Consider the following 19,065-nt stretch of genomic DNA (forward strand, 5'->3'; position numbering starts at 1 on the left):
AGGCGAAGATTCAGCGGCCGGCCTGGAAGACTTTCAGGCCTTTGCGGGCCTGGGCGCGTACGGCGTTTTTCAGCAGCGGGGTCCAGCCGAGGATCAGGCCCTTGGTCCCCAGGGCCTGGCGGGCCCAGCGCCACATATTGAAATGATCGTGGTGCTCGCAGATCTTGCCGTCACGAAACACAAAACGCGCCTGGATATCGTTGACCACGGTATTGCCAGTCTGGCTGAACAGGTAAGTCGCCACCCAGTGGGCTTCGCCGCTGCGCTGGTCGGCGCGGACCTTGTCGAAGACCAGGGAGAAATCCTTGGCCCGGGTGGTGAGCATGCGCCACATGTCAGCGGCATCGCGGCCGCGCAGTTCGCCGAACGCCGGATCACTGAACAGCACATCCTCGGTGTAGCAGGCGGCCATGGCCTCGGCATCCAGGCGCTGGAAGGCGCTATAGAACTCAGTGATCAAGGCGCGGTGGGCGTCACTCATGAAACAGGCTCCGACTCGGGGAAAGATGCCTGCACGATAGTCTGCAAACCCGGGAAACACTATCGGCATTCGCCGCGCAAATACCGACAGTGGGTTGGCTCAGATTTTTTCGCTTTCGACCTGCACGTAGAGTGAGCGCCCGGCGCCCAGGCCGGCGATTATGGCCCCCAGGCCGATCACCGCGAAAATCCAGCCCAGGGCCGTCCAGCCGCCAGTCCAGTCGTGCACCAGGCCGACCGCGAACGGCCCCATGGAGGCCAGGGTGTAGCCAAAGCCCTGGGCCATGCTCGACAGATTGGCCGCCACATGGGCGTCCTTCGAACGCAGGACTATCAGGGTCAGCGCCAGGCTGAAAGTACCGCCCTGCCCCACGCCCAGCAGGATCGCCCAGCCCCACAGGCCATCGAGCGGGGCATACAGGCAGCCGAACAGGCCGCCGAGGGTCAGCAGCATCACGACTACGATCGCCAGGCGCTGATCCTTGCCCCGCGTTGCCAGCCAGGGCGCAGCCAGCGAACTGGCGAGCTGGACGATCACCGAGCCGGACAGCACCAGCCCCGCCTGGGTCGGGCTCAGGCCGCGACCGATAAGGATCGACGGCAACCAGCCGAATACGATGTAGGCCAGCGAGGATTGCAGGCCCATATACAGCGTCACTTGCCAGGCCAGCGGGTCGCGCAGCAAACCGCGCACCCGATAGGCCACATGGTGCGCGCCCTGCCACTTGCCGACCTGGGGCAGCCAGAACAGCGCCGCTACCAGCGCCGGCAGCACCCAGAAGCCGAGGCCCAGCGCCCAGCTGTTATCGAAGTGCTGGCTCAAGGGCACGGTCGCCCCCGCAGCCATCGCCGCGCCCAGGCACAGGGCCATGGTGTAGACCCCGGTCATGGTGCCCGCGTGTTTGGCGAAGTCGCGCTTGACGATGCCCGGCAGCAACACCCCGATCACGCCGATGCTGGCGCCACCGAGGATGCTGCCGGCGAACAGTCCGACGTCCCCCAGGGAACTGCGCAGGATGATCCCGCTCGCCAGCGTCAGCAGGATGCCAAGCACCACGCGCTCGGCACCAAAACGCCGCGCCAGCACCGGGGCCAGCGGCGCGAACAGGCCCAGGCACAGCACCGGCAAGGTGGTCAGCAGGCCGGCCTGGGCCGCCGACAGCCCGAGGCTGCGCGACACCTCGCTGAGCAGCGGTGCCATGCTCGACAGCGCCGGGCGCAGGTTCAGCGCCACCAGGATCAGCCCCAGCAGCAACAGCCACGGGCGACTCGGCGCCGGGTGGCTCTGCTGGACCTCGGCATCGTCGGCTTCGGCGTCGATCAACAACTCTTCGAGCTCGGCCTCGCGTCGAGGGACAGCAATAGGTGGCGGGTTATTGGCCTGATGGCTGGACATGGTGCTCTCGGTCTCAAGGTTCATTGATCAACTGCCGGGAAATGGCCTTGGCCCGCTCCGGGTCGCGCTGCTCGACGGCGTCCAGCAGGTCGATGTGCAGATCGAACACCGCCTGGCGCCGGGGATGGATGTTCAGGGTCTGGCGCAGTTGCGCGCCGACCACGCTGGAGAAATAGCGGTACAGCTCGCTGAGGGTGGGGTTATGCGCGGCGTCCACCAGGCGCCCGTGAAACACCAGGTCGCAGGCGATATAGCTCTCCAGATCGCCGTGATAGTGATCGCCACTGAGAGCCAGGGCTTCGCGCAACGCCAGCAGGTCCTGGTCGGTACGCCGCAGGGCCGCCAGGCCGATGGCCTCCGTCTCGATGATCTGCCGGGTTTCGCGCGCCTGCTCCAGGGAGCACTGGGACAAGGCCTTGAGGGTGTCCAGCGGATCGACCACCGCCCGCAGGTAACTACCGTCGCCCTGGCGAATCTCCACCAGGCCGGAAAACGCCAGGACCCGCATGGCTTCGCGCACGGTATTGCGGCTGATGCCCAGCTCCGCCGCCAGCTCCGGCTCGGTCGGCAGGCGCTGGCCGATGCTCCATGCACCGTCATTGATGCGCTGGCGCAGCTGTTCCAGGGCCTGATCGACCAGGGAACGTTTAATCAAAGGAGAATTTTCTGTCATGTGCTGTCGCCTTTTCATCCAATCATCGGATGAATTTTTTTGGCATATTAGTCAGCTTCGCGTGGGTGAACAACAAAGCCGATGCATGCATGTAGCAAGCGGAAAGGAAATCCGATTGCCAAAAAAACCCTTTAAGGGTAATTTCATCTCGACTCCAGGTGTCTTATGGAAAAGCACACACCTCATTACGACCTGTCGGTGATCAAGGCGGATGTCGCCCGGCTGGGGGCAGCCGCCTTTACCCGAACCGCCCTGGTCAGCGGCCGGCACCTCGGCCTGACCTGCCGGGACATGCAGCAGGTGATTGCCGGGCTGCTGGGGAAAATGCTCTACAAGTCGATGACCAGCTATCTCGATCATCGAATCTGGCAGGACGTGTATTACACGCACATCGATTCCGTGGAGCTGTACATCAAAGTCACTTACCGCCCCGGCGGCGGTCCCCCAGTGATCTCCTTCAAGGAGAAACACCCATGAAACAAAGACAATGCGTCAGCTGCGGTGCCCCGGCCGGCATGCAGCCGTTCAACAATCGCAGCGAGCTGATCGATTACAAGCACCTGCTGCGGCAAATCGACGGCCTGGATGGCTGGGAATGCCAGGCCTGTGGGGAAGTCGAATTCGACCCGGCCAGCGCCGAACGCTACGCCAGCGCCGGCGACCAATTGCTGGAAGATTGCCGGCAGTTCATGGCCAGCGAGATGAAACGCATCCGCCGCAAGTTGCACCTCTCGCAGAAGGATGCGGTAAAGCTGCTCTCCGGCGGCGGGCACAACGCCTTCTCCCGCTACGAACGCGGCGAGGTCGCCCCGCCCCAGCCGCTGTCCATGTTGATGCGCCTGCTCGATCGTCATCCGCAACTGATGGCCGACGTGCAGGCACTCAGCGAACAACAAGCGCCCGCGGCCGACAACGATCCGCACCAGGCACGCAGCGCGACGTCGTGAAATCCCAGGCAAAAATAAACCCGGCGCCAGGCCGGGTTCATTTTCAAGACGGTACCTGGATCAGTGCAGAATCTGGCTCAGGAACAGCTTGGTCCGCTCGTTCTGCGGGTTGTCGAAGAAGTCGTTAGGCGCGGCCTGTTCGACGATTTCACCCTTGTCCATGAAGATCACCCGGTTGGCCACGGTGCGCGCGAAGCCCATTTCGTGGGTCACGCAGAGCATGGTCATACCGTCTTCGGCCAGGCCGATCATGGTGTCCAGCACCTCTTTCACCATTTCCGGGTCGAGGGCTGACGTCGGCTCGTCGAACAGCATGATCTTCGGCTTCATGCACAGCGCCCGGGCAATCGCCACGCGCTGCTGCTGACCGCCGGAGAGCTGGCCCGGGTACTTGTTCGCCTGCTCCGGAATGCGCACGCGCTCCAGGTAATGCATGGCGATTTCCTCGGCCTTGCGCTTGGGCATCTTGCGTACCCACATCGGCGCCAGGGTGCAGTTCTGCAGGATGGTCAGGTGCGGGAACAGGTTGAAGTGCTGGAACACCATGCCGACTTCACGACGGATCGCCTCGATCTGCTTGAGGTCGTTGGTCAGCTCCACGCCATCGACCACGATGCGGCCCTGCTGGTGTTCTTCCAGGCGGTTCAGGCAGCGGATGGTGGTGGACTTGCCCGAGCCCGAAGGCCCGCACAGGACGATACGCTCGCCCTGCTTGACGTTGAGGTTGATGTCCTTGAGCACGTGGAACTGGCCGTACCACTTGTTCACGCCCTGCATCTGAATAATGCCTTCAGGGCTCACAGGCTTTTTGATCGCTTCACTCATGGAGATACTCCTAACGCTTGTGGCCTGTGTCCAACTTACGCTCCAGATGCATGGAGTAGCGGGACATACCAAAACAGAAAATCCAGAACACCAGGGCCGCGAAGACATAGCCTTCGGTGGCCATGCCCAGCCATTTCGGGTCGGCGGCGGCTTGTTTCACGCTGTTGAGCAAGTCGAACAGGCCGATGATGATCACCAGGCTAGTGTCCTTGAACAGGGCGATGAAGGTGTTGACGATGCCGGGGATCACCAGCTTCAGGGCTTGCGGCAGGATCACCAGGCCCATGCTGCGCCAGTAACCGAGGCCCATGGCCGCAGCCGCTTCGTACTGCCCCTTGGGAATCGCCTGCAACCCGCCGCGCACCACTTCGGCGATGTAGGCCGACTGGAACAGGATCACCCCGATCAGCGCCCGCAGCAGCTTGTCGAAGTTCATGCCTTCGGGCAGGAACAGCGGCAGCATCACCGAGGACATGAACAGCACGGTGATCAACGGCACGCCACGCCAGAACTCGATGAAGGTCACGCAGACCACACGAATCGCCGGCATGTTCGAGCGTCGCCCCAAGGCCAGCACGATGCCCAGCGGCAAGGCGCCGGCGATGCCGACGGTGGCGATCACCAGGGTCAGCATCAGGCCGCCCCACTGGCTGGTGGCGACGTTGGCCATGCCAAACAGACCGCCATGCAGCAGGAAGTAGGCAATGATCGGGTACAGCACCAGGAAGCTCAGGCCATAAATGGCCTTGTGCGGAACCCGGGCGATGAACAAGGGCGCCACGCCAATCACCGCCAGCCACACGGTCAGGTCCACGCGCCAGCGCAAGTCCGCCGGGTAGTAGCCGTACATGAACTGGCCGAAGCGCTGCTGGATGAACACCCAGCAGGCGCCCTCCTTGGTGCAGTCGGCGCGGGTGGTGCCCACCCAGTTGGCGTCGAAAATCGCCCAGCTGAGGATCGGCGGCACCACCAGGTAGATCAGGTAGAAGGCAAACAGGGTCAGCAGGGTGTTGATCCAGCTGGAGAACATGTGTGCCCGCATCCACGCCACGATCCCGATGCTGCTGCTCGGCGGTGGCATGTCGGGTTTGAAAGTATGAGTGCTCATGCGCGTTTCCTCACCGCTCGATCAGCGCAATGCGCTTGTTGTACCAGTTCATCAGCAGGGAAATGCTGATGCTGATCGCCAGGTACACGCTCATGGTGATGGCAATGACTTCGATGGCCTGGCCGGTCTGGTTGAGCACGGTACCGGCGAACAGCGAAACCATTTCCGGATAACCGATACCCGCCGCCAGGGACGAGTTCTTCGCCAGGTTCAGGTATTGGCTGGTCAGCGGCGGAATGATCACCCGCAGGGCTTGCGGGATGATCACCTTGCGCAGGGTCGGGCCGTTGCGCAGGCCGAGGGAGCGGGCCGCCTCGGTCTGGCCGTGGCTCACCGACTTGATCCCCGAACGCACGATCTCGGCGATGAACGCCGCGGTGTAGACAGTCAGGGCCAGGGTCAGGGCTAGCAGTTCCGGGATCAGCACCCAGCCACCGACGAAGTTGAAGCCCTTGAGCTCGGGCATTTCCCAGTGCACCGGGGCGCCGAACACCAGCATGCACAGTGCCGGGATCACCAGGAACAGCGCCAGGCCGGTCCAGAACTTGTGGAACGGTACGCCGGTGTCTTCGAAGCGCTTGTTGGCCCAGCGGCACATCAGCACGATGGCGACAATCGCCACCACCAGGCTGATCACGAACGGCCAGAAGCCGTCGGCCAGCAGGGCCGCCGGCATGTTCAGGCCACGGCTGCTGACGAAGAAGGTGTCGCCGAAGTTGTGGCTGTTGCGCGGCCCCGGCATGGTCAGGAACACCGCGAAATACCAGAACAGGATTTGCAGCAGCGGCGGAATGTTGCGGAACACTTCCACATACACGGTCGCCAGTTTGCTGATGATCCAGTTCTGCGACAGGCGCGCCACACCGATGATGAACCCGAGGATGGTCGCCAGGATTACGCCGATGAACGTCACCAGCAGGGTGTTGAGCAGGCCGATCACGAACACCCGGGCATAGCTGTCCGCTTCGGTGTAGGAGATCAGGTGCTGAGCGATGCCGAAGCCGGCGCTGCGCTCGAGAAAGTCGAAGCCGGAGGTAATCCCCCGGTGCTGAAGGTTGGTTTGCGTGTTATCGAACAAGTACCAGCCAAGCGAGATCACGGCCACGACGGTGATGATCTGGAATAGCCACGCACGCACTCGTGGATCGCTGAGACTGAGCCTCTGCTTAGGTGCGCCGATTGAGTTTTGCATGAAGTGCCCCGGAAATAATGGAACAAGAACATCACCCGGCGGTTGGCCCGCCGGGCGATAGAACCATCAGCGCACTGGTGGTGCGTATTGAATGCCGCCGTTGTTCCATAGCGCGTTCAGGCCGCGATCGATCTCCAGCGGAGTGCTCTTGCCGAGGTTCTTCTCGAACACTTCACCGTAGTTGCCGACTTGCTTGACGATCTGTACCACCCAGTCCTTGCGCAGCTTCAGGTCCTTGCCGTATTCGCCGTCGGCACCCAGCAGACGCGCAACGTCCGGGTTCTTGGTGGACTTGGCTTCGGCCTCGACGTTCTTCGACGTGATGCCGGCCTCTTCGGCGTTGAGCATGGCGTAGCCCGTCCAGCGGATGATGGCCAGCCACTCGTCGTCGCCGTTACGCACGACCGGGCCCAGCGGTTCCTTGGAAATGGTTTCCGGCAGAACCACATAGTCCTTCGGCGAAGCCAGCTTGCTGCGCTGGGCGAACAGCTGGGACTTGTCGGAGGTCAGCACGTCGCAACGACCGGACTCCAGCGACTTGGCGCTTTCATCGGAGGTGTCGAAGGTGATCGGGGTGTATTTCAGGCCGTTGCCGCGGAAGTAGTCGGACACGTTCAGCTCGGTGGTGGTGCCGGCCTGGATGCAGATAGTCGCGCCGTCCAGTTCCTTGGCGCTCTTGACGCCCAGCTTGTTGTTCACCAGGAAACCGATGCCGTCGTAGTAGGTGATGAAGCCCGGGAATTTCAGGCCCATGCCCGCGTCGCGGGAACTGGTCATGGTGGTGTTGCGCGACAGGATGTCGATTTCGCCCGATTGCAGCGCGGTGAAACGCTCCTTGGCGTTCAACTGGCTGAATTTCACTTTGGTCGCGTCGCCGAATACCGCGGCGGCCACGGCGCGGCAGATGTCGGCGTCGATGCCGAGGATCTTGCCGGTGGCGTCCGGTACCGAGAAGCCCGGCAGACCGTCGCTCACACCGCACTGCACAAAGCCTTTCTTCTGCACCGCATCCAGGGTCGCACCCGCCTGCGCGAAGCCGCTTATACCCAGTACCGCAGCGGCCGTAACCACAGCCAGGGTGGATTTCAACATCTTCATTCAAACCTCCAGTTTTGCTCTTGTTGTGTCGGAGCTTGAGTCCTGCCGCACCCTTATGAGGCACTGTTGACCCGTGTTGGCTTTTTATGGGGTCAAGCGGCGTAGGACTTTAGCTATGAGTCTAGTAGGAGAAAATCCATTTAAGAGAAAACCCATACTCACCAAGCGACCGAACGGGCTGTAGCCCTTGCATGTTCGCGAAGCCCGTAGCGGCCACTGGCGAACGTCCATCATCGGATCTTTGCTATCCCACACCCGCCAGTAGCCTGATAGTGTTACCGGCAGGGTGAACGCAATCACTTCACGCAACGGCTATAGCAAAGCCCATACCAGAGTGCCGGCTAAAGCGGTTCAGCCCGGGGTCAAGAGCAAAACTTGCAGCCTTGCGACATCTTCTTCACTGATTAACCAACCGCGCACCTCGATCACGCCCCGCTTGGGCGCGTGCGCACATATTTGGAGCAACCATGACCGAGCCCTTGATTCTTCAGCCCAGCAAGCCCGTCGACGCCTGTGTGATCTGGCTCCATGGCCTGGGCGCCGACCGCTACGACTTCCTGCCGGTGGCCGAAGCGCTGCAGGAAAGCCTGTTGACCACCCGCTTCGTCCTGCCCCAGGCACCGACCCGCGCCGTGACCATCAATGGCGGTTATGCCATGCCCAGCTGGTACGACATTCTGGCCATGAGCCCGGCGCGCGCGATCAACCGCGAACAGCTGGACGAGTCAGCCAAACGCCTGAGCGACCTGATCGAAGAACAGCGCGCCAGCGGAATAGACCCTTCGCGGATTTTCCTCGCCGGTTTTTCCCAGGGTGGCGCGGTCGTCCTGCACACCGCCTTCCTTAAATGGCAGGGCCCGCTGGGTGGCGTGCTTGCCCTCTCCACCTATGCCCCGACTTTCAGCGATGAACTGGAACTGTCGGCCAGCCAGCAGCGGATTCCGACCCTGTGCCTGCACGGCCAGTACGACGAAGTGGTACAGAACGCCATGGGCCGCACCGCCTACGAGTACCTGAAACACCATGGTGTCACCGTGACATGGCAGGAATACCCAATGGGCCACGAAGTGTTACCCGAAGAAATTCGCGATATCGGCGCCTGGCTCGGCGAGCGTTTGCGCTGAATCGATAAGTTAGGTAGCCGTTGAGCAATCCACTACGCCGCGCCCGATTCTTGCATTACACTGCCCGGCGTACATTCCTTAACCAATTGATGAGATGACCGTGCTCAAAGCACTCAAGAAAATCTTCGGTAAAAGCGAGGCTGAGCAGCTCGCGCCAGGCTCCAGCCCATCTTCCTCCAGCCCCAGCAGCCGTACCGACGGCCATCAGCCGGAACGGACCGCGCCCGCCTCCGTGGCCAGGCAAGAGCCGGTGGCCCCAGCCGCCCCGACGGCCCAGACCGCGCCGCGCAGCGACAAGCCCAAGGCCGAACAGCCGCGCCGCCCACGTGCGCCGAAACCACCGGTGAGCACCTGGAAACTGGAAGACTTCGTCGTCGAACCGCAGGAAGGCAAGACCCGCTTCCACGACTTCAAACTCGCGCCGGAACTGATGCACGCGATCCACGACCTGGGTTTCCCCTACTGCACGCCGATCCAGGCGCAGGTACTGGGGTTCACCCTGGCCGGCAAAGACGCCATCGGCCGCGCCCAGACCGGTACCGGCAAGACCGCCGCGTTCCTGATCTCGATCATCACCCAGCTGCTGCAGACCCCACCGCCGAAAGAGCGCTACATGGGCGAGCCGCGGGCGCTGATCATCGCGCCGACCCGCGAACTGGTGGTACAGATCGCCAAGGATGCGGCCAGCCTGACCAAATACACCGGCCTCAACGTGATGACCTTTGTCGGTGGCATGGACTTCGACAAACAGCTCAAGCACCTCGAAGCCCGGCATTGCGACATTCTGGTGGCCACCCCGGGCCGCCTGCTGGACTTCAACCAGCGCGGCGACGTGCACCTGGACATGGTCGAAGTGATGGTGCTGGACGAAGCCGACCGCATGCTCGACATGGGCTTCATCCCCCAGGTACGCCAGATCATTCGCCAGACCCCGCCGAAAAGCGAACGCCAGACCCTGCTGTTCTCCGCCACCTTCACCGACGACGTGATGAACCTGGCCAAGCAGTGGACCACCGACCCGGCCATCGTCGAAATCGAGGCCGAGAACGTGGCCAACGCCAACGTCGAACAGCACATCTACGCAGTGGCCGGCGCCGACAAGTACAAGCTGCTGTACAACCTGGTCAACGACAATGGCTGGGAACGGGTCATGGTCTTCGCCAACCGCAAGGATGAAGTGCGGCGCATCGAGGAACGCCTGGTACGCGACGGCGTGAATGCCGCCCAGCTGTCCGGCGACGTGCCGCAGCACAAGCGCATCAAGACCCTGGAAGGCTTCCGTGAAGGCAAGATCCGCGTGCTGGTGGCCACCGATGTCGCCGGACGTGGCATCCACATCGACGGCATCAGCCACGTGATCAACTTCACCCTGCCGGAAGTGCCGGACGACTACGTGCACCGTATCGGCCGCACTGGCCGGGCGGGCGCCGACGGCGTGTCCATCAGCTTCGCCGGCGAGGACGACTCCTATCAGCTGCCGTCGATCGAGGCGCTGCTGGGTCGCAAGATCAGCTGCGAAATGCCGCCGACCGAGCTGCTGCGCCCCGTGGAGCGCAAGCACGCCCGAAAGCCTGATCGCGAGTGAACGAAGGAGGTTCCACTGGAACCTTCCGAACGAAAAACGCAGCCCGACCATAGGCTGCGTTTTTTTTCGCCTGGATATTGCCCGACAAAACTAAAAGTCCATAATAGACAAATTAGTTTATTTCTTGGGAGCACCCGCATGTCCAGCACGCCGTCCGTGATGACCCAGCCTCAAGCCCGCCAGTTGCTGGCGCAGATCGACGTGCCGCAGGTTTTGCGCAAGCTGTTCCACGACCTGGCCGCTGGGCTTGCCGTGCAGCCGGCGCAGCAACTGGTGGAGTTTCCCCAGGGCGCCGGGGACTTTATCAACTACCTGGGCGTGCTGGCCGAAGACCGGGTCTACGGGGTCAAGACCTCGCCCTATATCGTCCGCGCCGAAGGCCCGCTGGTCACCGCCTGGACCCTGCTGATGTCCATGGACAGCGGCCAGCCGCTGCTGCTCTGTGACGCTGGTGAACTGACCACCGCGCGCACCGCGGCCACCACCGCCGTGGCCGTCGATGCCCTGGCACCGGCCGACGCCAGGCACCTGGCGATCATTGGCAGCGGCCCCGTGGCCCAGGCCCACCTGCATTACGTGCAAGCCCTGCGCGAGTGGCAATCCATCCGCCTGTACTCCCCTGGCCTGGCCGGAAAATCCGCCGAGGACATCGCGCGCCTGAAGGCCCTCGACCCGCGCCTGCAGGTCGCCAGCCAGCTCGATAACGCCCTGCAGGACGCCGACGTCATCATGCTCTGCACCTCCTCCGCCGGCCCGGTGATCGACCCGCGCACCTTGCGCAAGCCGGCGCTGATCACCTCCATCAGCACCAACGCGCCACGGGCCCATGAAGTGCCGCCCGCCGCGCTGAAGGACATGCAGGTGTATTGCGACTATCGTCAGACCACCCCCGGCTCGGCCGGCGAGATGCTGATCGCCGGCGAACGGCATGGCTGGGACAAGGCGGCGATTCTCGGCGACCTGCCCGAACTGCTCAGCGACCTAGCGCAACGACCGGAGCCGGGGCGCCACGTGTTCTTCCGCTCCATCGGCCTGGGCCTGGAAGACATCGCCCTGGCCAATGCTCTCTATCATCTGCAACGCAACGCATGAACGAACCTGTAGGAGCGAGCTTGCTCGCGATAAAAAACTGAACACTACGCGGTGTCGTTGGCGGCCTCATCGCGAGCAAGCTCGCTCCTACAGGGACTTGCATTGACTCTTTTTCCGGAGGCTCGAATGACCCAGGCAGACTTCATCATCATCGGCGGCGGCATTGCCGGTGCCTCCACTGGCTACTGGCTGTCGCGCCATGGCCGGGTGCTGGTGCTGGAACGCGAATCGCATCCGGCCTACCACTCCACCGGGCGCTCCGCGGCGCTCTATACCGCCGCCTATGGCACGCCCCAGGTACGCGCCCTGACCCTGGCCAGCCGGGACTTTTTCGATGCCCCGCCGCAAGGGTTCTGCGAGCACCCGCTGCTGACCCCGCGCGGCGAAATGACCGTGGACTTCACCGGCGACCCCAGCGAGCTGAACAACCAGTACCTGAGCGCCAAGGCCACGGTGCCGGAGATGCAGCTGCTGAGCGCCGACGAAGCCTGCGCGCGCCTGCCGATCCTGCGTCGCGAGAAAGTCCACGGCGCCCTCTACGACCCAAGCGCCAGCGACATCGACACCGACGCCCTGCACCAGGGTTACCTGCGCGGCATCCGGCGCAACCAGGGCGAGGTGCGTACCGACTGTGAAGTGCTGGGGCTGAGCCGCGACGAACAAGGCCAGTGGCAGGTACAGACTGCCGGCCAGACCTTTAGCGCGCCCATCCTGATCAACGCCGCCGGCGCCTGGGCCGACCAGGTCGGCGCCATGGCCGGCGCCCGGCCCCTGGGCCTGCAGCCGAAACGCCGTGCAGCCTTTATCTTCGCCGGCCCCGAAGGCGTCGATATCCACCATTGGCCGATGCTGGTGAGCCTCGACGAATCCTTCTACATGAAGCCCGACGCCGGCATGTTCCTCGGCTCGCCGGCCAACGCCGACCCGGTGGAGCCCCACGACGTACAGCCGGAAGAGCTGGACATCGCCATGGGCATCTACCAGATCGAAGAGGCCACCACCCTGACCATTCGCCGTCCGACCCGGACCTGGGCCGGCCTGCGCAGTTTCGTCAGCGACGGCGACCTGCTGGCCGGCTTCGACCCCCAGGTACCGGGCCTGTTCTGGGTCGCCGCGCAAGGCGGCTACGGCATCCAGACCTCGCCGGCCATGGGCCAGGCCAGCGCCGCCCTGGTACGTGGCGAAGCCTTGCCGGAGCAGCTGGCGCGCTTTGGCCTGGACGCCGCCATGCTCTCCCCCGCCCGCCTCGGCTGACCCCGCTCAGGTGACGCGCCCCAACGATTGCGGCACACTCGCAGCGCCCTGCCTCGCGGGGCGCTGACACCGCCTGGAGAACCACCCATGACCTCACCCGCGCAGGACCCTGTCCTGGATAACTTCCGGGCGATCGCCGATGCCATCGCCACGCTGTTCTTCCCCCATGCCGAGGTGGTCATCCACGATCTGCGCACGCAGAAGATCGACTACATCGCCAACAACATCTCCAAGCGCGAAGTGGGCGACGACTCCGCCCTCGAAGACATGCTCGGCGAGGATGCCAATGAGCGGAATATCGGCCCCTACGAAAAGCTCAACTGGGACGGCCAGAAGATCCGCAGCCTCAGCAGCGTGCTGCGCGACGGCAGCGGCCAGCCGTTGGCGGTGCTGTGCATCAACCTGAATATTTCGCTGTTCGAGAATGCCAAGGCGGCGCTGGACCTGTTCCTCTCGCCGAGCAAACTGATCCCGCAACCGGACTCGCTGTTTCGCGATGACTGGCAGGAGCGCATCAACACCTTCCTGCACAACTGGCTGCGCGAACGGCAGCTGGGCCTGAACCTGCTGACCCGCGAACATAAGCGCGAACTGGTGCTGGCGCTGCACGCCGAAGGCGCGTTCAAGGGCAAAAGCGCCGCCAACTATGTGGCCAACGTGCTGAACATGGGGCGGGCGACGGTGTACAAGCACCTGAAGGAATTGAAGGGTTGACGGCCCCCTGAAAAGCCTCGCTCCGACAAAACCGCAGGAGCGAGGCTTGCCCGCGATGGCGTCCTCACGAACGCCACGCGACATCAGTCGCCGTAGATGTCGGACTTGAAGTACTTCTCGGAAATCTTCTGATATTCGCCACTGGCGCGAATGCCATCGATGGCGCTATTCAACTGGCTGACCAGCTCGGTATTACCCTTGCGCACCGCGATCCCCGCGCCCTCCCCCACGTACTTCGGGTCCTTCAACTCTGGCCCGACAAACGCATAGCCCTTGCCGCGCGGCATCGACAGGAAATCATTCAGCGGGATGGTGTCCGCGAAAATCGCATCGAGGCGCCCGGCCGCCAGGTCCATGTAGATCTCTTCGTTGTTGCTGTAGCGCTTGACGTTGATGCCCTTGGGCTCGAACACCTCGGTGGCGTAGCGGTCGGTGGTGGTCGCCCGTTGCACACCGACGTTCTTGCCCTTGAGGCTGGCGTATTGGTCATCGACCGTGGCGCCTTCCTTCATCACCAGCCGCGAGGAAGTGAAGTAGTACTTGTGGGTGAAGTCGACCGACTTCTTACGGTCTTCGTTGATGGTCATCGACGACAGCGCCATGTCGATTTTTTTCACTTTCAAGGAGGGAATCAGGCCGTCGAATTCACCCTCGACCCATATGCACTTGACCTGCATCTGCGCGCACAGGGCATTGCCGATGTCGTAGTCGAAACCGACGATCTCGCCCTTGTCGGTTTTCGAGGCGAACGGCGGATAAGCCGCCTCGATGCCGATGCGCAGGGTTTTCTCGGCGGCGAACAGGCTGCTGCACGCCAACAGGCTCAGGGCCAGGCCACTGATGAGGGGGAGTTTCTTCATATTCGTTCTCTCGCGGGTTGTTGTTGGTTTGGCAAGACAGAAGAAAGGACTGAAACAGTGGAGCCTTGTTTGTACTTGTAAATCCATACTGGACTTTTACGTATATTTCGTCAACGCAGCGGACGCAGGTCAGCCGGCCTTTGGTCGAAAGACAGAAATGGAAAAAAGCAGAGAAATAGGGGCGTAGTCGAGGGCGCCATCGCGGGCAATCGAGCGTCGACCGGCTGCTCCTACAGAAGCCATGCAATCCTCTGTAGGAGCGAGGCTTGCCCGCGATGAGGACTTGCGGTCAATACGGATGAATCAGGCCGTCATTCTTTCCAACGATCCGCCGCCGCATGATCGCTGTCGCGACCTTCCACCCAGCGTGGGCCATCGGCGGTGGTTTCCTTCTTCCAGAACGGCGCGCGGGTTTTCAGGTAGTCCATGACAAAGGCACAGGCGTCGAACGCCGCCTGGCGGTGGGCGCTGGCGGCACCGACGAAGACGATCGGCTCGCCCGGCTCCAGCGCGCCGATGCGATGCAGCACTTCCAGCTTGAGCAGCGGCCAGCGTTGTTCGGCCTCGGCGGCGATCTTGCCGAGGGCCTTTTCGGTCATGCCCGGGTAATGCTCGAGAAACATCCCGGCCACATCCAGGCCATCGTTGAAATCACGCACGTAGCCGACAAAGCTCACCACCGCGCCGACGCCGACATTCGCCGCATGCATCGCGTTGACTTCCGCCCCCGGATCGAAGGCGCCCGATTGCACACGAATCGCCATGTCAGCCCCCGGTCACGGTAGGAAAAAACGCCACTTCGTCGCCATCACTCACCGGCTCGTCGAGCTGGCACAGGTCTTCGTTACGGGCGCACATCAGGTTCTGCTCACTGAGCACCTCGGCGCCCTCGCGTTGGGCCAGCAGGGCGCGCACATCGTCGACCGTGGCGAAATCGCCAGCGACCCGCAGCGAATCCACGCCCAGCGCCTCGCGATAGCGGGCGAAAAACTTCACGGTCAGGTTCATTGTTCATCCGCCTGGTAATGACCGCTCTTGCCGCCCAGCTTCTCCAGCAAGCGCACGCCTTCGATGGTCATGCCGCGGTCCACGGCCTTGCACATGTCATAGATGGTCAGCGCGGCGACGCTGGCGGCGGTCAGGGCTTCCATTTCCACCCCGGTCTGCCCGGCCAGCTTGCAGCGGGCAACGATGCGCACGCTGTCCTCGCCTTCGGCGCTGAGCTCGACCTTGACGCTGGTAAGCATCAGCGGGTGGCACAGGGGGATCAGATCGCTGGTCTTTTTCGCCGCCTGGATGCCGGCGATACGCGCCACGGCGAATACATCACCCTTGGGGTGACCGCCGCTGACGATCATTTGCAGGGTTTGCGGGAGCATGCGCACCCGGGCTTCGGCCGTGGCTTCGCGGGACGTCACGGCTTTGTCGGTGACGTCGACCATATTGGCGCGACCTTGGGAATCGAGATGAGTCAGCACAGCCTTACTCCTGATCAGGAAAGGCGATTGTAAACCCGAGGGTCAAATTTCCGCACGCTTGATTACACGATCCTTGTAGCCGCTGGCGCAGGCTGCGATCGGCCGCGTAGCGGACGTGATCCGGACTTCCCCAGGGTTCCTGGGGAAACGCAACAGGTCCTCTGGCGTCTGCTGCGCAGCCGATCGCAGCCTGCGGCAGCGGCTACAGAAGTTTCATCCAGGCACAAAAAACGGGCGGCCTCGCGGCCGCCCGTCTGGCGAGGGTTACAGATGGGATTCGGCGTATTCGGCCAGAATCGAGCGTGGCACCCCTTGCAGGGTGATGTGCACCCCGTTGGGGAAGTCCTTGAAGCGTTCAGTGAGGTAGGTCAGCCCGGAGCTGGTCGCGGACAGGTAAGGGGTATCGATCTGCGCCAGGTTGCCCAGGCACACCACTTTGGAACCGGCGCCGGCACGGGTAATGATGGTTTTCATCTGGTGCGGGGTGAGGTTCTGGCATTCGTCGATCAGGATCAGGCTCTGCTGGAAGCTGCGGCCACGAATGTAGTTGAGGGATTTGAACTGCAGCGGCACCTTGCTGAGGATGTAGTCGACGCTGCCATGGGTGCTTTCGTCATCCATGTGCAGGGCTTCGAGGTTGTCGGTGATGGCGCCGAGCCAGGGCTCCATCTTTTCCGCTTCGGTGCCCGGCAGGAAGCCGATCTCCTGGTCCAGCCCCTGCACGCTGCGGGTGGCGATGATGCGCCGATAACGCTTGCTGACCATGGTTTGCTCGATGGCCGCGGCCAGGGCCAGGATGGTCTTGCCTGAACCGGCAGCCCCGGACAGGTTGACCAGATGGATGTCCGGATCGAGCAGGGCGAACAGCGCCAGGCCTTGATAGATGTCGCGCGGTTTCAGGCCCCAGGCTTCCTGGTGCAACAGGGGTTCCTGATGCAGGTCGAGAATCAGCAGCACATCGGCGCGAATCTCCTTGATCCAGCCGACGAAACCCTGTTCGTCGATGATGAACTCGTTGATGTGCACCGCCGGCAGGTTGTCGGTGAGTTGCACCTGGTGCCAGGTGCGGCCGTGATCCTGGCGGGTTTCCACCTTGCTCACGCGGTCCCAGAAGGAACCGGTCATGTTGTGGAAGCCGTTGGGCAGCAAGGCCACATCGTCGACCAGCTGGTCGGTGCTGTAGTCCTCGGCGGCGATCCCGCAGGCGCGCGCCTTGAGGCGCATGTTGATGTCTTTGGTCACCAGCACCACGCGCAGCTCCTTGTCGCGCGCGTGCAGGTCGATCAACTGGTTGATGATGATGTTGTCGTTGAGGTTTTCCGGCAGCAGGCTGTTGGGCTCGGAGCGTTTGCTCATGAGGATCGACAGCAGGCCTTTGGGGCCGCTCTTGCCACGCTGGATAGGCACACCCAGCTCGACGTCTTCAGGCGAAGCCTCACCCAGGGTCTTGTCGATCAGGCGAATGGCCTGGCGGCATTCCGCTGCAACGCTGTGATGGCCGCTCTTGAGCTTGTCGAGTTCCTCCAGGACGATCATCGGGATCGCCACATGGTGTTCTTCGAAGTTCAGCAGGGCGTTTGGATCGTGAATCAATACATTGGTATCGAGTACATAAAGGATTGGCTGGTTGGAGGAAGGGCTACGTCCGTGGTCATCCATACTCGGTCACCTTATGTGGGGGCCAGTCGACGCAATACCATGGCGGTGCTGCGCCTCGAATTGACCGTCGAATTCACCCGCAGGGGTTCGAGTGAAGTGCACACAAAAGGAGTCTTGGGAGACGCCACCTGTGTTGCAGGTTTCGGCGGTCTGACTTCGTAATACTCCAAAACCTGTGACAGGAAAAAGCACTTTGACGCTTTTTTTAAGTTTATTTTGCAGAGTGACGAATAGCCCTTGGCGCGCTGCCCCGGCACCGTTAAAGTCGGAAGTCCGCCTGCCTCGAAATCCTGGCCAAAATCGGCAAAAACCTCCTCTCCCCCCGTAAATACGGACCTTTTGTCGTTTCTAGCGAAACGCGTCCTGACAATCCTCCCAACCGATTCCGCTCTGCGCCGTCTGCGTCAGCAACCAGGGCAATGCCGTCTTCACCGCATCCTGCCGGGCGTTGAAATTGATCACCCCGTGTCGCCACAACAGCATCAGGGTCAGCACCCGCTGGCCGCTCTGTTCGCCCTTGAGCTTGCCGGCGCCGTCCTGCGGATCGATGTCCCACAGCGCCACCTGCAAGCCCTGTGCATTAAAGAAGGCCTGCGCATCCGCCCGGCGCTGACCGTAGGGCGGGCGAAACAGCGGCACGTAGTTTTCCGGCAGCTTGCCCTTGGCCAGCTCGACGCTGCGCTCGATCGAGTCCTGCCAATCCTGCCAATGGCTGTGGGAACGATACTCCCAGCCCAGCACACCCACGCACTGCTGCGAATACAGAGCCTGCAGGCTGGCCACCGAACGCTGCTCCAGGCGGCTCTGCAACTCGCTGCCAAGCACGAAGAAGGTGCCGTTCATGTTCGACTTGCGCAGGTATTCGGTCAGCCAGGGGGTGTTGTCCGGGGCGAGATTGGCGGCGCTGTCGAAGGTCAACAAAAACAGCCGGTCATTGAGCTCGTCGCCATTGCGCTCGTAGTCGCCAAATCGCTCGATCTCGCTGGCGCTCTGGGGAAACAGCGCAGCCTTGCGCAGCAGCTCCTCCAGATACTGTTCATGGAAGGCCCGGCTCGGTTCGGCCCAGCGGGCGTAATAGGAGTCCTCGCCCAACTGGAACTTGCCGGCCTGCTCGCGCAGGGTGTCCATGTCTTCCACCAGGAAACAGAAGGAAGCGTCCTGGTCGCAGCTCTGCTGGGCGAAGTTGTAGTTGGTCAGCAATTGCCGCCAGAGCCGCTGGCGGACGGCATCGATCGACGCCATGTTGATGATCCGCAGGCCCAGGCGCTGCTTCAACGAGGCTTCATCCCAGGCCTCGCTGTCCAGCAGGGCACGGGCGAAGGTGAGGATCTCCGCACGCGACGCCACGTCGAACAGGGTCGGGTTGCCAAGCTGTTCCGGCCAGGTGCTGCGATCCAGGGTCGCCACATCGTTCGGCGCCGCCAGGGCGCCGAAACTCAACAGCCAGATCGAAAGAAAAAACGCGCTGCGCAAAGGGATGTCTCCATAACAAAACCCGCGCGGCACTATAGCCGATGCCGGCCTCTCGGCCCTATTGCCTAGGCCGCTCCCCTTCCCTTTATAGAGAGCGGACACGCGCC

The 19,065-nt window shown here is 62.5% G+C and carries 20 protein-coding genes; 7 read left to right on the forward strand and 13 right to left on the reverse strand.

The window, feature by feature from the left end; all coding sequences use genetic code 11:
• Positions 1-10: 10 nt before the first annotated feature.
• The 3 genes from J4E58_RS03955 to J4E58_RS03965 all read right to left on the reverse strand — a co-directional run bounded on the left by J4E58_RS03955 (position 11) and on the right by J4E58_RS03965 (position 2,549).
• On the reverse strand, positions 11-481 hold the full coding sequence (locus J4E58_RS03955; protein WP_087091323.1) for a nuclear transport factor 2 family protein: 471 nt from the start codon (positions 479-481) through the stop codon (positions 11-13).
• A gap of 99 nt (positions 482-580) precedes the next feature.
• The gene (locus J4E58_RS03960) at positions 581-1,900 is read right to left on the reverse strand and encodes a CynX/NimT family MFS transporter (protein ID WP_087091322.1); all 1,320 of its coding nucleotides are present in this window, start codon (positions 1,898-1,900) and stop codon (positions 581-583) included.
• On the reverse strand, positions 1,890-2,549 hold the full coding sequence (locus tag J4E58_RS03965) for a FadR/GntR family transcriptional regulator (RefSeq protein WP_087091321.1): 660 nt from the start codon (positions 2,547-2,549) through the stop codon (positions 1,890-1,892). The genes J4E58_RS03960 and J4E58_RS03965 overlap by 11 nt, the downstream gene beginning before the upstream one ends.
• 165 nt (positions 2,550-2,714) lie before the next feature.
• Here J4E58_RS03965 and J4E58_RS03970 point away from each other — a divergent pair, with 165 nt between their 5' ends.
• Both J4E58_RS03970 and J4E58_RS03975 read left to right on the forward strand, forming a co-directional pair.
• Positions 2,715-3,026: a type II toxin-antitoxin system MqsR family toxin gene (locus J4E58_RS03970; protein WP_087091320.1), complete on the forward strand. Its 312-nt coding sequence runs from the start codon at positions 2,715-2,717 to the stop codon at positions 3,024-3,026.
• Entirely contained in the window at positions 3,023-3,496 is a 474-nt protein-coding gene (locus J4E58_RS03975; RefSeq protein ID WP_087091319.1) for a type II toxin-antitoxin system MqsA family antitoxin, read from the forward strand. Before J4E58_RS03970 ends, J4E58_RS03975 begins: the two co-directional genes overlap by 4 nt.
• Before the next feature lie 60 nt (positions 3,497-3,556).
• Here J4E58_RS03975 and J4E58_RS03980 read toward each other — a convergent pair whose 3' ends face one another.
• The 4 genes from J4E58_RS03980 to J4E58_RS03995 all read right to left on the reverse strand — a co-directional run bounded on the left by J4E58_RS03980 (position 3,557) and on the right by J4E58_RS03995 (position 7,719).
• Positions 3,557-4,321: an amino acid ABC transporter ATP-binding protein gene (locus tag J4E58_RS03980; RefSeq protein ID WP_007932116.1), complete on the reverse strand. Its 765-nt coding sequence runs from the start codon at positions 4,319-4,321 to the stop codon at positions 3,557-3,559.
• Positions 4,322-4,331: 10 nt separating this feature from the next.
• Positions 4,332-5,429 (reverse strand): amino acid ABC transporter permease, encoded by a 1,098-nt coding sequence (locus J4E58_RS03985; protein ID WP_007932114.1) that lies wholly within the window; start codon positions 5,427-5,429, stop codon positions 4,332-4,334.
• A 10-nt stretch (positions 5,430-5,439) separates the two neighbouring features.
• Positions 5,440-6,621 carry an amino acid ABC transporter permease gene (locus tag J4E58_RS03990; protein WP_087091318.1) on the reverse strand — a complete coding sequence of 394 codons (1,182 nt, stop codon included), beginning with the start codon at positions 6,619-6,621 and terminating at the stop codon, positions 5,440-5,442.
• Positions 6,622-6,687: 66 nt separating this feature from the next.
• Complete coding sequence (locus J4E58_RS03995) at positions 6,688-7,719, reverse strand: amino acid ABC transporter substrate-binding protein (RefSeq protein WP_087091317.1); 1,032 nt, start codon at positions 7,717-7,719, stop codon at positions 6,688-6,690.
• A gap of 467 nt (positions 7,720-8,186) precedes the next feature.
• Here J4E58_RS03995 and J4E58_RS04000 point away from each other — a divergent pair, with 467 nt between their 5' ends.
• The 5 genes from J4E58_RS04000 to J4E58_RS04020 all read left to right on the forward strand — a co-directional run bounded on the left by J4E58_RS04000 (position 8,187) and on the right by J4E58_RS04020 (position 13,488).
• Positions 8,187-8,843 (forward strand): alpha/beta hydrolase, encoded by a 657-nt coding sequence (locus J4E58_RS04000; RefSeq protein ID WP_087091316.1) that lies wholly within the window; start codon positions 8,187-8,189, stop codon positions 8,841-8,843.
• Positions 8,844-8,937: 94 nt separating this feature from the next.
• Positions 8,938-10,428 carry an ATP-dependent RNA helicase RhlB gene (gene rhlB, locus J4E58_RS04005; protein ID WP_087091315.1) on the forward strand — a complete coding sequence of 497 codons (1,491 nt, stop codon included), beginning with the start codon at positions 8,938-8,940 and terminating at the stop codon, positions 10,426-10,428.
• Positions 10,429-10,566: 138 nt separating this feature from the next.
• The gene (locus tag J4E58_RS04010; protein ID WP_087091314.1) at positions 10,567-11,520 is read left to right on the forward strand and encodes an ornithine cyclodeaminase family protein; all 954 of its coding nucleotides are present in this window, start codon (positions 10,567-10,569) and stop codon (positions 11,518-11,520) included.
• 126 nt (positions 11,521-11,646) lie between these two features.
• Positions 11,647-12,774, forward strand: coding sequence for an FAD-binding oxidoreductase (locus J4E58_RS04015; protein ID WP_087091313.1), 1,128 nt, complete (start codon positions 11,647-11,649; stop codon positions 12,772-12,774).
• 87 nt (positions 12,775-12,861) lie between these two features.
• Positions 12,862-13,488 carry a transcriptional regulator gene (locus J4E58_RS04020; protein WP_009042281.1) on the forward strand — a complete coding sequence of 209 codons (627 nt, stop codon included), beginning with the start codon at positions 12,862-12,864 and terminating at the stop codon, positions 13,486-13,488.
• 83 nt (positions 13,489-13,571) lie between these two features.
• Here J4E58_RS04020 and J4E58_RS04025 read toward each other — a convergent pair whose 3' ends face one another.
• The 6 genes from J4E58_RS04025 to J4E58_RS04050 all read right to left on the reverse strand — a co-directional run bounded on the left by J4E58_RS04025 (position 13,572) and on the right by J4E58_RS04050 (position 18,958).
• Positions 13,572-14,348, reverse strand: a complete 777-nt coding sequence (locus J4E58_RS04025; RefSeq protein WP_087091312.1) for an ABC transporter substrate-binding protein — start codon at positions 14,346-14,348, stop codon at positions 13,572-13,574.
• Positions 14,349-14,659: 311 nt separating this feature from the next.
• The gene (moaE, locus tag J4E58_RS04030) at positions 14,660-15,112 is read right to left on the reverse strand and encodes a molybdopterin synthase catalytic subunit MoaE (RefSeq protein WP_007932098.1); all 453 of its coding nucleotides are present in this window, start codon (positions 15,110-15,112) and stop codon (positions 14,660-14,662) included.
• A 1-nt stretch (position 15,113) separates the two neighbouring features.
• A complete protein-coding gene (gene moaD / locus J4E58_RS04035) occupies positions 15,114-15,356 on the reverse strand; it encodes a molybdopterin converting factor subunit 1 (RefSeq protein ID WP_007932097.1) in 243 nt (80 codons plus the stop codon).
• Entirely contained in the window at positions 15,353-15,826 is a 474-nt protein-coding gene (gene moaC / locus J4E58_RS04040) for a cyclic pyranopterin monophosphate synthase MoaC (RefSeq protein ID WP_009047097.1), read from the reverse strand. Before moaC ends, moaD begins: the two co-directional genes overlap by 4 nt.
• Positions 15,827-16,090: 264 nt before the next feature.
• On the reverse strand, positions 16,091-17,485 hold the full coding sequence (locus J4E58_RS04045; protein WP_007929389.1) for a PhoH family protein: 1,395 nt from the start codon (positions 17,483-17,485) through the stop codon (positions 16,091-16,093).
• A gap of 348 nt (positions 17,486-17,833) precedes the next feature.
• Positions 17,834-18,958, reverse strand: coding sequence for a polysaccharide deacetylase family protein (locus J4E58_RS04050; protein ID WP_087091311.1), 1,125 nt, complete (start codon positions 18,956-18,958; stop codon positions 17,834-17,836).
• Positions 18,959-19,065 lie beyond the last annotated feature (107 nt).

Origin of the sequence: Pseudomonas sp. FW305-25 (genome assembly GCF_017351415.1) — a bacterium.
Taxonomy (GTDB): Bacteria; Pseudomonadota; Gammaproteobacteria; order Pseudomonadales; family Pseudomonadaceae; genus Aquipseudomonas; species Aquipseudomonas chlororaphis.

Bases quoted from the DNA above. Each gene is read 5' to 3' on its own strand.
- J4E58_RS03955 (WP_087091323.1), bottom strand. From the start codon at position 481: ATGAGTGACGCCCACCGCGCCTTGATCACTGAGTTCTATAGCGCCTTC.
- J4E58_RS03960 (WP_087091322.1), bottom strand. From the start codon at position 1,900: ATGAACCTTGAGACCGAGAGCACCATGTCCAGCCATCAGGCCAATAAC.
- J4E58_RS03965 (WP_087091321.1), bottom strand. From the start codon at position 2,549: ATGACAGAAAATTCTCCTTTGATTAAACGTTCCCTGGTCGATCAGGCC.
- J4E58_RS03970 (WP_087091320.1), top strand. From the start codon at position 2,715: ATGGAAAAGCACACACCTCATTACGACCTGTCGGTGATCAAGGCGGAT.
- J4E58_RS03975 (WP_087091319.1), top strand. From the start codon at position 3,023: ATGAAACAAAGACAATGCGTCAGCTGCGGTGCCCCGGCCGGCATGCAG.
- J4E58_RS03980 (WP_007932116.1), bottom strand. From the start codon at position 4,321: ATGAGTGAAGCGATCAAAAAGCCTGTGAGCCCTGAAGGCATTATTCAG.
- J4E58_RS03985 (WP_007932114.1), bottom strand. From the start codon at position 5,429: ATGAGCACTCATACTTTCAAACCCGACATGCCACCGCCGAGCAGCAGC.
- J4E58_RS03990 (WP_087091318.1), bottom strand. From the start codon at position 6,621: ATGCAAAACTCAATCGGCGCACCTAAGCAGAGGCTCAGTCTCAGCGAT.
- J4E58_RS03995 (WP_087091317.1), bottom strand. From the start codon at position 7,719: ATGAAGATGTTGAAATCCACCCTGGCTGTGGTTACGGCCGCTGCGGTA.
- J4E58_RS04000 (WP_087091316.1), top strand. From the start codon at position 8,187: ATGACCGAGCCCTTGATTCTTCAGCCCAGCAAGCCCGTCGACGCCTGT.
- rhlB (WP_087091315.1), top strand. From the start codon at position 8,938: ATGACCGTGCTCAAAGCACTCAAGAAAATCTTCGGTAAAAGCGAGGCT.
- J4E58_RS04010 (WP_087091314.1), top strand. From the start codon at position 10,567: ATGTCCAGCACGCCGTCCGTGATGACCCAGCCTCAAGCCCGCCAGTTG.
- J4E58_RS04015 (WP_087091313.1), top strand. From the start codon at position 11,647: ATGACCCAGGCAGACTTCATCATCATCGGCGGCGGCATTGCCGGTGCC.
- J4E58_RS04020 (WP_009042281.1), top strand. From the start codon at position 12,862: ATGACCTCACCCGCGCAGGACCCTGTCCTGGATAACTTCCGGGCGATC.
- J4E58_RS04025 (WP_087091312.1), bottom strand. From the start codon at position 14,348: ATGAAGAAACTCCCCCTCATCAGTGGCCTGGCCCTGAGCCTGTTGGCG.
- moaE (WP_007932098.1), bottom strand. From the start codon at position 15,112: ATGGCGATTCGTGTGCAATCGGGCGCCTTCGATCCGGGGGCGGAAGTC.
- moaD (WP_007932097.1), bottom strand. From the start codon at position 15,356: ATGAACCTGACCGTGAAGTTTTTCGCCCGCTATCGCGAGGCGCTGGGC.
- J4E58_RS04045 (WP_007929389.1), bottom strand. From the start codon at position 17,485: ATGGATGACCACGGACGTAGCCCTTCCTCCAACCAGCCAATCCTTTAT.